Origin of the sequence: Bacillus sp. SN1 (assembly GCF_002796895.1) — a bacterium.
In the GTDB taxonomy this organism is placed as follows: domain Bacteria; phylum Bacillota; class Bacilli; order Bacillales; family Bacillaceae; genus Bacillus; species Bacillus inaquosorum.
Genome location: NZ_PHIE01000004.1, coordinates 107,303 through 119,949, shown reverse-complemented (window position 1 = coordinate 119,949; position 12,647 = coordinate 107,303). Strand labels below are relative to the sequence as shown.

Annotated in this window: 12 protein-coding genes and 2 pseudogenes; 5 read left to right on the top strand and 9 right to left on the bottom strand. The window is 46.4% G+C overall.

Annotated features, from left to right (window positions below):
- The first annotated feature begins 2 nt into the window (after positions 1–2).
- A complete protein-coding gene (gene natK, locus CVV77_RS14845) occupies positions 3–959 on the top strand; it encodes a two-component system sensor histidine kinase NatK (protein WP_100275760.1) in 957 nt (318 codons plus the stop codon).
- A gap of 39 nt (positions 960–998) precedes the next feature.
- Here the strand turns inward: natK and CVV77_RS14840 are convergent, their stop codons facing one another.
- On the bottom strand, positions 999–2,078 hold the full coding sequence (locus tag CVV77_RS14840) for a helix-turn-helix domain-containing protein (RefSeq protein ID WP_100275759.1): 1,080 nt from the start codon (positions 2,076–2,078) through the stop codon (positions 999–1,001).
- A 233-nt stretch (positions 2,079–2,311) separates the two neighbouring features.
- On the opposite strand from CVV77_RS14840, the gene CVV77_RS14835 reads away from it, so the two are divergent.
- Positions 2,312–2,695 (top strand): RDD family protein, encoded by a 384-nt coding sequence (locus CVV77_RS14835; protein ID WP_100275758.1) that lies wholly within the window; start codon positions 2,312–2,314, stop codon positions 2,693–2,695.
- A gap of 37 nt (positions 2,696–2,732) precedes the next feature.
- Here CVV77_RS14835 and estA read toward each other — a convergent pair whose 3' ends face one another.
- Together estA and CVV77_RS14825 are read right to left on the bottom strand one after the other, a co-directional pair.
- A complete protein-coding gene (gene estA / locus CVV77_RS14830) occupies positions 2,733–3,371 on the bottom strand; it encodes a lipase EstA (protein ID WP_003241287.1) in 639 nt (212 codons plus the stop codon).
- A 171-nt stretch (positions 3,372–3,542) separates the two neighbouring features.
- On the bottom strand, positions 3,543–4,676 hold the full coding sequence (locus CVV77_RS14825) for a type II asparaginase (RefSeq protein ID WP_100275757.1): 1,134 nt from the start codon (positions 4,674–4,676) through the stop codon (positions 3,543–3,545).
- A gap of 218 nt (positions 4,677–4,894) precedes the next feature.
- Between CVV77_RS14825 and lmrA the strand changes: the two genes are divergently transcribed.
- Together lmrA and lmr(B) are read left to right on the top strand one after the other, a co-directional pair.
- Entirely contained in the window at positions 4,895–5,461 is a 567-nt protein-coding gene (gene lmrA, locus CVV77_RS14820) for a transcriptional regulator LmrA (protein ID WP_003241293.1), read from the top strand.
- A 54-nt stretch (positions 5,462–5,515) separates the two neighbouring features.
- Complete coding sequence (lmr(B), locus tag CVV77_RS14815; protein ID WP_084993143.1) at positions 5,516–6,955, top strand: lincomycin efflux MFS transporter Lmr(B); 1,440 nt, start codon at positions 5,516–5,518, stop codon at positions 6,953–6,955.
- A 42-nt stretch (positions 6,956–6,997) separates the two neighbouring features.
- Here the strand turns inward: lmr(B) and CVV77_RS14810 are convergent, their stop codons facing one another.
- A complete protein-coding gene (locus tag CVV77_RS14810) occupies positions 6,998–8,110 on the bottom strand; it encodes an aminotransferase class V-fold PLP-dependent enzyme (RefSeq protein ID WP_019257376.1) in 1,113 nt (370 codons plus the stop codon).
- A gap of 80 nt (positions 8,111–8,190) precedes the next feature.
- Between CVV77_RS14810 and pcp the strand changes: the two genes are divergently transcribed.
- Positions 8,191–8,838 carry a pyroglutamyl-peptidase I gene (pcp, locus tag CVV77_RS14805; protein ID WP_100275756.1) on the top strand — a complete coding sequence of 216 codons (648 nt, stop codon included), beginning with the start codon at positions 8,191–8,193 and terminating at the stop codon, positions 8,836–8,838.
- Here pcp and tatC read toward each other — a convergent pair.
- From tatC to CVV77_RS14780, 5 genes and pseudogenes are all read right to left on the bottom strand, one after another.
- Entirely contained in the window at positions 8,835–9,560 is a 726-nt protein-coding gene (gene tatC / locus CVV77_RS14800; RefSeq protein WP_019257374.1) for a twin-arginine translocase subunit TatC, read from the bottom strand. The two genes, pcp and tatC, sit on opposite strands and share 4 nt — an antisense overlap.
- 60 nt (positions 9,561–9,620) lie before the next feature.
- Positions 9,621–9,833, bottom strand: a complete 213-nt coding sequence (gene tatAD, locus CVV77_RS14795) for a sec-independent protein translocase protein TatAD (RefSeq protein ID WP_003223835.1) — start codon at positions 9,831–9,833, stop codon at positions 9,621–9,623.
- A 13-nt stretch (positions 9,834–9,846) separates the two neighbouring features.
- Positions 9,847–11,598, bottom strand: coding sequence for an alkaline phosphatase PhoD (phoD, locus tag CVV77_RS14790; protein ID WP_100275755.1), 1,752 nt, complete (start codon positions 11,596–11,598; stop codon positions 9,847–9,849).
- An 18-nt stretch (positions 11,599–11,616) separates the two neighbouring features.
- Positions 11,617–11,793: pseudogene (locus tag CVV77_RS14785) on the bottom strand (hypothetical protein).
- Between the two features lie 79 nt (positions 11,794–11,872).
- A pseudogene (locus CVV77_RS14780) lies at positions 11,873–12,603 on the bottom strand (vWA domain-containing protein).
- Positions 12,604–12,647: the final 44 nt, after the last annotated feature.

Genomic DNA, 12,647 nt, shown 5'->3' with positions numbered 1-12,647 from the left:
ATGTGATTACCCTTTTTCAATGTCTTTATCTGTTTTTATTTAGTTTCATATTTTATCAGGGGGCTGCTGCTCTTTCGCACAGTACAGCCCTCTCTTGGCTCGCCGCTGCTTTAGGCGCAGCGGCAGCAGGATTGTACCTATGGAAAATGAAGCGGGTGTGGGACCGCTGTTCCTTCCAGCTTTGTGCGTGGATTGCTGTGATCCAATTGATGTCAGCGGCGGCTGTGCTGAATGGCACGACTATATTACCGGCATTGTTTGTGATCGTGATATTTGCAGCATGTGAAGGGCTCCGTATCGGACAGTCTGCTTCGCTGGCTAGGTTTTCTGACAAAATTGTTCAGCTGACTCAAGCGGAACAGCATGCCAATCGGATGCTGATGGACGTCAGAAGCCGGAATCATGACACAATGAAGCATATAACAGCGATCCGATCTGCGCAGTCCAAGGCAGATACACAAGCATATATTCAAAACTGGGCGGATCAGTACAGTCAATATGACCGTTTTTTGAAGGGAGAGAATGCGTACGTTGCAGGGGTGCTTTATGATTTTCTTGAAAAAGCACGTGTTTCAGGTATCACGGTTTCACTGCATATACATACACCGCTTTCTTCACTTCCGTTTTCACCAGCTGATCAGGTCAGCTTGGTTGGCAACATATTGGAAAATGCGCTCGACGGCGCGGCGGAGACCCAAGAAAAAGCGGAGATTAAGCTGGAAACCTCGCTGCGAAGCGGGCTTTATGTGCTGATTTGTGAAAACAGCACGCCAGGCATGGACCCAAAAGTGCTCGATACACTGTATCAATCGTTTGGCCGTTCCACGAAAAGCGGCGCTCATGAAGGTATGGGCACATATATCATTCAAACACTGGTGAAGGGCGCTAGTGGCAGGCTAGATTTTACTTATCGCCATCCCGTCTTCCGATTAGAAATTAAGATTCCGTTCCAAAAATAAAAAAACCTTGAAAAGTCCCGCTTTTCAAGGTTTTTTTCATTAAGATGATAATGCTTGTGCAAAACGGTCCGCTTCATCCTGCAGTGTGCTTTCAATTTCTTTGTAACGGCTGGAAATCGTTGATGCGCTGACGCCGTATTTTTTCGCCAGTTTGGCTTGAGAAACGGACGCGCCGTTAAGAGAAATTGCATTCACATAATATTCAACCGCTGCCGCAAAAGCTTCCGGTTTTCTGATGACAGGTGATTTTTTCTCGCAGAATGTTTTCCAGATATCAATGACAGCCGGAATCAATTCAGTCGGATACTCATCTCCGCTCAAGCCTTCTTCGATAGCCGCAGCTGTTTCTTTCTCCATATCGTTTGCCCAATCAACACTGCTTTCTTCCGTTGCTGTCTCTGCTTGCGGCTCTTCATCTTTCTCCGCTAACAGCGCGAACAGCACATTGTTGAATTCCTGCTTCATGAAGTCCTCCGGCGTTTTGCCGTTCTTCACAGCGGCATCCGCATATTTCTTCACCTTGCTGATCAGTGCTTCTGTTCTCTTCACCGGGAAGATCGTGAACTGCATGAAGAATTCCGCTTTTTCCGCTTCGTGGATTGGATATCCGAGAATCAGGCTTCCCACTGGCGGGAGGTCTTGGTTATTGGCGTCCATTTCCACTTCGAATTGTTTTTTCGTAATGACATCTTCAAAGTGAATGACACCTTCTTTCAGGTCTTGCAATAGCAATAAAGCAGGCGTCATGCTCTTCCATGATTCAACGATCTCACGCGTTTTCGGACGAGTGATCGAATCGCCTTTTTTCTGAAGGTACTCTTCGAAGATTGTCTTTTCACCAGCAAGCTGATGGAAGAAGATTCCCCAGATTCCTAAATTAAATACGCTGATGTCTTTCGTCTGTCTGTCCATAGCAGAAAGAAAATCATGCTGGTTGATAAAGCCTGAAATGCTTTCTCTATGTACTGTGAAGGCATACTCCACTAAGTCTTCCTGAATTTGTTTTGCTTCTTTTGCCGCTAGTTCTGTCGGGAAGTCGACAACTTTACTTCCGCAGCATTTTTTATATTTCTTGCCGCTGCCGCATGGGCAAGGGGCATTTCGTTTCACTTTTCCCACAATAAACCCTCCGAATTCTGTTGTAACTTTTCTATTTTAACAAAAATAACTTCTGAGGGCTTGGTTTCGGGCTAAAAAAGAATTTGGTAATATGATAAGTTGGCTGATGATGTCAATTTACCTATGACTTTTACACCGAATTTTGTGATTTAAGACTTATAACCTATTCCCACTTTAGGCCCTCTTTTTTACAATGGTTAGGTATTTATGTAAAATTTTAAGGAGTGTTTATGTTGGAACCAGCTGGTTTTATGCTGCGCGCCTGCGCTCTTGTACTTGATGTGATCATTGCCGCAGCAGTGATTTTGGCAGCCGGATTTACGTTTGGCGACGGGTCCGCCGGCGTCATTATTATCGCCATATTGATGTTGCTTGTGTATCCTTTGCTGATGCCGCTGACAAATTGGAGGGGTACACTGGGCAAAAAAATCATCGGGCTGCAAATCGTGAGAGACGAAACATATGAAAAAATATCCGTTCCACAGGCGATTGTCCGTTACCTGATAGCGTGGGTGCATGTGTTCTCCCGCCTGATCTATTTGACAGCCGCATTTACGAAGAAAAAACAAGCCGTTCATGATATGGCTGCGAAAACAATTGTGCTGAAAGCAGAATAACCTTGAAGAATAGAATTCTTCAAGGTTATGTATCTCGTTAGTTCGTATTTTGGCCTCCGCCGTTCAGTCCTTCTTTAATCAAGCTGTTGACTTGGCTGTTCATCAATAAACCGATGTGCCCAACACCATGAATTTGAACGTTTTTAGCACCGTCTAATCTTGATAAATAATTCATGACAATCATATCGGCACTGCTGTAAATGGATGTGTATAAAATCTTTTGATTCGGATCTGTTCCTGGAAGCGCCTTGTTTGTCACCAAACGGTTCGCGCCGCCAAGCGTTACGACGTTTTCAATTTTATTTCCGCCGTCCAGATTTTTTATGTAGTAAAGTGTGTTCGCGCCCCCCATGCTGTGAGCGACAATATCCACCTTTTTCGCACCCGTTTCATCCAAAACCTTTTGCACAAATCGTGATAATACCGGGCCATTGTTATAATTCGTGCCTGTCTTGTCCCAAAAATCAACTGCATACAGCTTGTCCCGCGACCAGCCTTGAGACGCCAAATAACTCTTAATTCCCGCAAAATTGAATGACGCTCCTCCAATACCGTGAACCATCACGACTGGATTGTGTTCAGCGGCTTTTGCTGACGGCTGCATCGCAAACAGCGATGTGACGGACAGCATCAAAATTGTTACAAGTGCAATGAACTTACTTTTTACAAATTTCATAATATCCTCCTTTTTTTGTAACAAATTCTTCAATTATATTACTTTGCCAAATTAATTAAGTAAAGGGTAATTTTTACTTAATTTTAATGAGATTTTAAGGTTCAGAGGAAATTTTGCTGTTTTTTGATCCTGAAATGCCCAAAAAAAGAAGGCCTATTCGCCTTCTTTTCTTTAATACTCATTGAAATAAGCTTGGATCTTGTGTGGATCGTCTGTTTTGGTGAGCGCCAGCATCAGCAATATCCGTGCTTTTTGCGGGTTTAAAGAGTTCGATGCCAGCAGATCTTTTTCCGCATAGTTTTGATTTGGTGTCACGGCACCATTTCCCGTACGGGTTGAGCGCACCACAGTGACGCCTTTTTTGACTGCGCTGACCGCTCCTTTTTCGGCTGCGTCAGATAAAGACCCGTTCCCAGAACCAGCATAGACAATCCCTTTTGCTCCGGCTTTCACAGCCGCGTCAAACAGGTAGCTTCCGTCATTTTGGTATCCGTACATAATATCTACTTGAGGCAGCTGATCAAGATTAGAAACTGAGAAATCGGTATCCTTCGTATGCCTGCGGGTGATTTCATTATTAAAATAGATATCATCAGCTATCGTTCCGACGTATCCCATTTCTTCTGATTTAAATGTATCCGTTGCGGTTGTGTTTGTTTTGGTCACATAGCGGGCTGAGGCAATGCGGTCGTTAAGAACGACGAGCGCCCCTTTTCCTTTTGCCTCAGGTGTGCCTGCCACTTTAACTGCATTGTACAGGTTAGACGGCCCGTCGGCGCTGATGGCTGTGGACGGTCTCATAGAACCGACAACAACAACCGGTTTATCGCTTTTCACAGTGAGGTTCAAAAAATAAGCTGTTTCTTCCAATGTATCAGTTCCATGGGTCACGACGATTCCATCTACATCATCTGAAGCGAGCAATTTGTTAATGCGTTTCGCCAGCTTCAGCAATATTTTATTATCAATGTTTGTGCTGCCGACGTTAACAATCTGCTCGCCGCTGACGTTCGCAATGTCCTTCATTTCCGGAACCGCCTCGATCAGTGATTCAACGCCGACGACACCTGATTTATATTCAGTGGTCGAGGTTTTCGATTTATCGGCCCCTGCAATCGTGCCTCCTGTCGCTAAAATTTTAATGTTTGGCCGGTCCTTTTTTCCAGAGGCGGAAGCCGAAGAGACTTTTTGCGCCTGCGGTTTTTCTTTCGGGGATTCTTTTGTTTCAGGAGATTGTGAGCATCCGGTAAAAGCCAGCAATAGTGCGGTAAAAAGAGTGAGTATGAGCAATCGTTGTTTTTTCATCTGTTTCTCTCCTTACGTCCTTATGATGTTTAATGATTGAATATTTTATTTATTCAGTCAAAAAACGTGTCAGCTTTTCTCTCTGCTTTTTTCAAGTTGTCATATACTTCTTTTTTTGTTTTTTCATACAAAGAATTTTTCTTGACAACTGATGGTTGAATCAAGATAATAGACCAGTCACTATATTTTTGATTGCAATTCAGTAAGGTGGGAATGTTATGGGTTATGGAGATTCCCGTGAAAAAATCCTTTCGGCAGCTACCCGGCTTTTTCAGCTGCAAGGGTATTACGGCACGGGGCTGAACCAGATTATAAAGGAAAGCGGAGCGCCTAAAGGTTCTCTTTACTACCATTTTCCGGGCGGTAAAGAACAGCTGGCGATCGAAGCAGTGAATGAGATGAAGGAATATATCCGCCAGAAAATCGCGGACTGCATGGAAGCCTACAACGATCCAGCGGAAGGCATTCAAGCCTTTTTGAAGGAGCTCTCCTGCCAATTTTCATGCACGGAAGACATTGAGGGCTTGCCTGTCGGCTTGCTTGCGGCTGAAACGTCATTAAAAAGCGAACCGTTGCGGGAAGCCTGCCATGAAGCCTACAAAGAGTGGGCCCTAGTGTATGAGGAAAAACTGCGGAAGACAGGCTACAGCGAGAGCCATGCTAAGGAAGCCGGCACCGTAATTAACGCGATGATTGAAGGCGGTATTCTTTTATCTTTGACGGCAAAAAACAGCACACCGCTCCTTCAAATCTCCAACCGCATTCCTGGTCTGCTGAAGAGATAAAAATGACATACTTATACAAGCTGAATGAATACATTCAGCTGACAGAGAGGGGTAATAATTTTGGAAACAGCAGCTAAAGCATCTCAGCAATACAAAGTGATGCCGATTATGATTTCCTTGCTGTTGGCCGGTTTTATCGGTATGTTCAGTGAAACAGCCCTGAACATTGCGTTAACCGATCTTATGAAGGAATTGAACATTACAGCGGCAACCGTTCAATGGTTAACCACAGGCTACCTGCTTGTACTCGGTATCCTCGTTCCTGTATCAGGATTGCTATTGCAGTGGTTCACAACAAGACAGCTTTTTATCGTATCGCTTATCTTTTCTATCATAGGCACGTTGATCGCGGCGCTTGCGCCAAGCTTCTCGTTTTTATTAGCGGCGAGGATCGTTCAGGCACTCGGAACCGGGCTTTTACTGCCGCTGATGTTTAACACGATCTTGGTGATTTTCCCGCCTCATAAACGGGGCGCGGCGATGGGAACGATCGGGCTTGTCATTATGTTCGCGCCCGCCATCGGCCCGACTTTCTCCGGATTGGTTCTGGAGCATCTCAACTGGCACTGGATTTTCTGGATCTCTCTTCCGTTCCTAGTGCTGGCGCTTGTTTTCGGTATTGCTTACATGCAAAATGTATCTGACATTACAAAACCGAAAATTGATGTATTGTCTATCATTCTGTCGACGATTGGTTTCGGCGGCATTGTGTTTGGATTCAGCAACGCGGGTGAAGGCTCCGGCGGATGGTCCAGCCCGACTGTGATCGTCTCACTGATTGTCGGCGTTGTCGGTCTTATCCTATTTTCAATCCGCCAGCTGACGATGAAGCAGCCGATGATGAACCTCCGTGCATTCAAATACCCAATGTTTATTTTGGGTGTTATTATGGTGTTCATTTGCATGATGGTCATCCTGTCATCTATGCTGCTTCTGCCGATGTATCTGCAAGGCGGCTTAGTCCTGACGGCATTTGCTGCTGGTCTTATTCTCTTGCCGGGCGGCATTTTAAACGGATTTATGTCCCCCGTTACAGGCCGTTTGTTCGACAAATACGGACCGAAATGGCTTGTCATTCCCGGATTTGTGATTGTTACTGTTGTCCTTTGGTTCTTCTCAAACATCACGACCACTTCAACGGCTGCGTTGATTATCATCCTGCACACTTGCTTGATGATCGGTATCTCTATGATCATGATGCCTGCGCAGACAAATGGTTTAAACCAGCTGCCGCGCGAGTTTTATCCAGACGGCACCGCTATCATGAACACGCTGCAGCAAATGGCGGGCGCTATCGGAACAGCGGTTGCGGTCAGCATTATGGCTGCAGGCCAGCATGATTATATGAGCACAGTCAAAAACCCTGCCGATCCGGCAGTCATCCCGCAGGCTTTGACAGCGGGCGTGCAGCACGCGTTTGTGTTTGCGATGATTGTTGCGATTATCGGTTTAATTGGCGCTTTCTTCTTGAAGCGGGTTAAAGTCGATCATTAATATGAAAAGCCCCTGATCTTGTGTTCAGGGGCTTTTTTATGTTTACATGCGGAGCGCGATTTCCGCGATTTCATCAATCGCATGACGCAATTCATCCTTCGTGTTATAAAAGTGAGGCGCAAGACGGATGACAGTGTCCCGCGGCGCGCAAATCACTTTTTTCTTCCTCAGCAGCGCCGCCGTTTCTGATGCCCGCTCATCCCGAATCGCAACCATGCCCGGCTGCTCTCCCGCTGATGCTATCGCTAGCTGCAGGCCTTTTTCAGCAGCATATTGAACTGCATCGGCACAGATCGTTTTTACATGTTCCCGGATATGAGAAACCCCGATATGATTCAGCAGTGATAAAGCCGCTGCCGCTGCGTATACGCTGATAAAAGCAGGGGTGCCTGTCTGAAAACGCCGCGCGCCTTTCGCATAAGAGGCGCCATCCCCGTTTTCCCGCCCGAACCAAGCAGATGCTTTTGGCTTCAGTGCATCCGCCAGCTCCTTTCTCACATAAAGAAATGCCATGCCCGGTATGCCGAGCAAATACTTTCGGGCGCCTGCCGCCAGCATATCTACGCCCCACGCCTTCACGTCAATGGGAATGTGCCCCGCTGATTGATAAGCATCCACAAATAACAAAGAACCCTTTCTCTTAGCAATGGCGGCGATGGCCTTTACATCCTGAATGCTGCCGTCACGGTAATGAACGTGCGGAACACATGTCAGCACTGTCTCATCCGTAATATGCGTTTCATATTGTTCGAGCGGCAGCTCACCGTCTATTGAAGGGATCACAGATACGTTATAATCGGATTGTGCCTGCAAAATATGAGACACAGCCGGAAAATCCATCTCTGTATACACAACATGCTTCTTCCTGAAAACAGACAAGGATGATACTGCAGAAACCAGCGCATCAGAAACTGACGGCACAATCGCAATTTCATCCGGTTCAGCCCCTATCAGCTTTGCAAACTCGATTCTGGCACTCTCTGTTTTTTCGATCGCTTCATTCCAGTTCGTCCCCATGTGCAGCAGGCTGTCATGATAGTCTTTGATCGCCCTTGATACAGGCTCTGCCAACGCGCTCTGAGAACAGCTGGCTAGCATGGTATGTGTCTGCACGATTGGGAACAGCTGGCGATACTCCTGCGGCAAATGCTCCATTGTGATTCACTCCTTTTCATTATTTTGATGAAAAACCCATAAATAAACAATAGAATAAAAGGAAAAAAGGAGTTGGGAAGATGAGAAAAAAAGTGCTGATCACAGGCTTCGACCCTTTTGACAAAGAAACCGTCAATCCATCATGGGAAGCGGCGAAACGGCTGAATGGCTTCGAGACGGATGAAGCAATCATCACAGCAGAACAAATTCCGACTGTTTTTAGAACCGCTCTGGACACTCTGCGGCAAGCCATTCAAAAGCATCAGCCGGATATCGTGATTTGTGTCGGCCAAGCCGGAGGGCGAATGCAGGTCACGCCAGAACGGGTGGCGGTCAACCTTGCAGACGCGCGCATCCCTGATAATGAAGAACAGCAGCCGATTGATGAAGAGATTTCTCCTGAAGGCCCCGCCGCTTACTGGACAGGACTTCCCGTTAAACGAATGACTGAAAAAATGAAGGAAAACGGCATTCCAGCCGCAGTCTCCTATACAGCAGGCACATTTGTATGCAACTATTTGTTCTACGGGTTAATGGATCACATTAGCCGTACATCCCCGCACATTCGCGGCGGGTTTATTCATATCCCTTACATTCCTGAGCAAACCATCGACAAAACAGCGCCGAGCCTCAGTCTGGACATGATTGTCCGAGCGTTAAGGATCGCCGCTGTTACGGCTGCACAATATGATGAGGATGTGAAATCACCCGGCGGTACCCTGCATTAAGCGGCCGCCGTTTCGCTCGTCAGCCTTTTTTTGTAGACAAACGCCGATAGGGTGACACTTACTTCAAACAGGACAAGCAGCGGGATCATCACAAGAAAATCAGAAATAAAATCAGGCGGTGTAATCAATATGGACACGACAATCAGCAGAAAATAGGACAGCTTTCTCGCTTTGGCCAGCCGGTATGGATTTAAGATGCCCAGCCTTGTTAAAAACATCACCACCAAAGGCATTTCAAACAAAAAGCCGAACGGCAGGCTCAAATTCACCATAAACCTGAAATAGCGGTCAGCCGTAAACATCGTTTCAAAATGGCCGGAAGACAAATGAGTCAAAAAGCTGAGCACGATCGGAAACAAGACGAAGTATCCGAAGGAGATGCCTGCCAAAAACAATGCAAACAACCCGGGTATGTACATGAGCGTCACCCTGCGCTCTGTTTTCGTGAGCGCCGGCGCAACGAAACGCCACAGCTGGTACGCGGCAACAGGGATGGAAGCCGCAATGGCACAAATGCCGGCAAGCATCATATACACCCAGAGGATTTCACTCGGGCCAAGCACAGCCAGCTTTCCGTCCAAATCTCTGATCAGCCAGTCATAAATGTCCTGCACAAACAAAAAAGCCGTGATGAGAAATAGAAGAAATGCCGCGAGGGTCACAATAATCCGGCGGCGAAGCTCTTCTAAATGCCCGATCAAATGGGTTTCTTTTTTATCCATTCAAAAAAGCCCTCCCTTTCATAAAAAAAGAGGCAGACCCGGTGTCTGCCTCATCAGCACTCAGCCCGCGTTTTTGTCCTGCTTTACCGCTGTCAGCTCAGCTGATTTTTCTTCTTTTTCATCACCAGACACAAGTGATTTTGTGGCGCTTTTAAATTCCAGCAGTGTCCGTCCGGCGGCACGCCCGATTTCCGGCAGCTTGGAAGGGCCAAAAATAATGAGGGCGATGACAAAGATCAGAATCAAGCCCGGTATACCAATGTTTGAAAACATGTTTTTTCACTCCTTAATTCGTGATTTTTGCCCGTTTCTTAATCATTTGTTTTTCGTGGGCTTTGTTGTGAGCAAAGAAACGATCCTCCTCGACCTCATCGGATTGCTTCACACCGCCTTGGATCGTTGTGGATGATACCTTTCTCAACCCGGTTTGGTCTTTCTGGTAAACGAATGAAGCACGTGTTGAAATGGCTGCGCCCGGCTCTGTCACAAACGGTATCACCCGGTAATCAGCTTTCCACTGGTGAGGCGTCACTGTACAGCGGACATATCCGCGATAATCGTTAAAGAACTTGATATGCGGATTTTCCTTTAAAATTTGATCAGTATCCGCCCGCTTATCCGCTCCGTTTCCTCCGGATGTGATTGAGGTTCCGACAAATTCAGCCCCGAAAATTTTTGAGCTTGTTTTATTAAAATCGACGTGGAGGTTCGATGCCCAGCTTGCGTGTACATCTCCTGTCAGCACGACAACGTTATTTAGATTTTTGCTATTAATGAAATTGACGACCCGTTCGCGCTGAGCCGGGTAGCCGTCCCACGAATCCATGCTGTAGATCGGGCTTGCACTTGTCCCGAAATTCCACTTCGCAAAGAAAATCTGCTGCGCCAGCACATTCCAGTAGGCAGTCGAGCTGCTCAAATTGTTGAAGAGCCACTGCTCCTGTTCTTTTCCTAACAGAGTCCGATTGGGATTGAGCGATTCATCAGAAGGCGGCTTATTGCCGTCGTTATTGGCTTGGTCATCCCTGTACTGGCGGGTATCAAGGACATTGAAGGACGCCAGGTTTCCGTAGTTAAAGTGCCGGTACAGCTGCATATCCGGGCCATTCGGCAGAGAGGAGATGCGGAGCGGCATATGTTCATAGTACGCCTGATACGCAGCCGCACGGCGGAGCACGAATGCTTCAACCGACTGTCCTTTTTCCGGTATTTTATTCGCATAGTTGTTTTCCACTTCATGGTCATCCCACGTCACAACCCAAGGGAACGCTGCATGAGCAGCTTTTAAATTGGCGTCAGAACGATATTGGGCATGGCGGTTCCGATAGTCTTGCAGCGTAATGATTTCCGCGCTGCTGTGCGTGCGGACATTGCCTGTTTTTGATACATATTCATTTGGGCCGTATTCATATATGTAATCACCGAGATGGAAGACAAGATCAAGTTTTTCCTTCGCCATATGCTTGTAGGCTGTATAATATCCATGCTCATATTGCTGGCAGGAAGCAAACGCAAAGGTCATTTTCTCCACATTGGCGCCAGGGGCAGGAAGCGTTTTTGTTTTTCCGACAGGGCTTAGTTCATGACCGGTTTTGAAACGGTAATAGTACACTTTGTTTGATTCAAGCCCGTCCGCTTCCACGTGAATGGAGTGGGCGAGACTTGGTTTGGCCATTTCAGTGCCCTTTCTCACGATCTTGCGGAAATGCTCATCCTTTGCGACCTCCCATTTGACTGGGACCGCCTGATTCGGCATTCCCCCGCCGTTCAGCGGATCTGGCGCCAGGCGCGTCCAAAGCACGACACTGTCAGAAAGCGGATCTCCAGACGCGACCCCTAACGTAAACGGATAGCTCGAGAACTTAGGCGCAGCATTTACTTCAAATGCACCAACTGACTGAGCAATGGTTAATCCAAGAGAAAGTCCTGCAATCTTCCCCGCTCCTTGAATAAATTTGCGGCGGTCAAACGTACTGTTTTGAAAGCTTTCCTCTTTTAGTTTCTGTACCCATTCATCAAAACGACTGTCGTATGCCATTCAAGATCCCCTCTCTTCTCATTGATCGCCTCCATTATAGGGAATCATTGTTAAATGGCTGTGAAGAAGTGTGAACCGATTGTAAGCGCTGAACTACAGAAACAGGTCTTCACTCACAAACCTGCCGCTGAAACATGCCGAAAGCTGGCTAAACGGCGCGTTTTCTGCATATTCTGACGTTTGCAAGCCGCCCATTCGGACTATTTTTCTTCACATGATCTTAAAAAAACAAAAACACCGAGCCATTTCGCAAAATGACTCAGTGCCGTATCAGTTATTTCAAAAACAATCGGCTGAAAAAGCCCTTCTTTTTCGGCTTTTCAGCAGGAGGCTCTTGATCTCTTACAATTCCTTTTTCCTTCGCTTCTTTCAGCCAAAATGGAAATTCAGTAAGCAGAGCGTCGTAAAGCTCTTCATCAGAAATAGAGTCAATCTCTTCGATATGCAGGAAGTTTGTGTTATCAACTGCACGCCCTTCTAACGTATCCAATGTATTGAGAAAATCGAAGTTTCCGTTTCCGATGCCGACAAACTGCCAAAACACCGGTTTATCAGAGGAAGCTTCAATGATCGGTTTGATCGACTTTTTACAGCCTCCGTCATTGATAAAAACGATGAAAGCGGGATATGAACTCGGTTCCTCCGCAACATATTTGCGCAGCACGTCTTTCATGACCCGCGGCTCATCATTTCTCCGAATTTATGCAAGCGGTCATTATTCAAAATTTCACGATCAACATAGCCCGAAAAATCTTTTTCAGAGACTGGCTTTAATCGGGAGAATTCATTATCATACACCCATACATCCAGCAAGCCGTTATCATCAAACTGATCAGCCACTGCCAAAATCCGTTCCACCACGTTTTGAACCGTCCCGTTTTTGTACAGTGTTCTCATTGAACCCGTAATATCAAGCACCAGTCCGACACGAGCCGTCACCTTCGTTAATTGCTTTTTCTCCAGTACGATCTTTACGCTTTTCTTTTGCAGGTCGATTGTTGCCATTCTGTCATCTCCGTCAGCTCTTTTTTCTCCATTGTATATCTTTT